At 46.8% G+C, this 635-nt stretch carries 1 protein-coding gene; it reads right to left on the bottom strand.

Annotated elements, in window-relative coordinates:
• On the bottom strand, positions 1–635 hold a 635-nt coding region (locus tag ACTNB3_RS17870; RefSeq protein WP_441019273.1), incomplete at both ends, for an RNA-guided endonuclease InsQ/TnpB family protein.

The following is a 635-nucleotide window of genomic DNA, read 5'->3' as shown; positions in this document are numbered from 1 at the left end:
CGGATATTGATCGCTGCATTCACATCCCGATCCATCCGATTCCCGCACCCACATTCATAGATCCGTTCTGACAGTGACAATTCTTTCTTGATCTTTCCGCATTTGCTGCAGGTTTTACTGGATGGATAAAACCGATCGACCTTTATCAGCTTCTTTCCTCTATCTTCCAGCTTATATGCAAGCATATCCCGAAACATTCCATATCCGTTATCCATAACTCCCTTCCCCAGATGCAGGCACTGACTCATCGCTTTCATATCCAGATCTTCCACTGCAACCGCATCATATCTCTCTGCCAGTTCCTGACTCAGCTTATGGTGAAAATCCTTCCTCTGGTTCCGGACCTTCTCATGACAGACTGCAACCTTTTTCCTTTGTTTTTCGTAATTCCGGCTCCCCTTCTGACACCGGGACAGTTTCCTCTGTTCCCTCGCAAGACACACCATTGCCTTTCTGAAATACCCCGGATACTCACACCTTGTTCCATCCGAAAAGACCGCCATCCCACTCATCGCATAATCAATCCCCAGCACTTCCGGTTCTGCTTCTTTTCTCTTCTCTGCTTGGTTCTCACAGACTTCATACTCATAAAGCAGACTTGCATAGTATTTTCCGGAAGGCTCCTGACTTATGGT

Source organism: Bariatricus sp. HCP28S3_D3 (genome assembly GCF_052065755.1).
Classification (GTDB): domain Bacteria; phylum Bacillota; class Clostridia; order Lachnospirales; family Lachnospiraceae; genus Allocoprococcus.
Note: the sequence above shows the minus strand (reverse complement) of the source record. Positions and strands in the feature narration are given on the sequence as shown.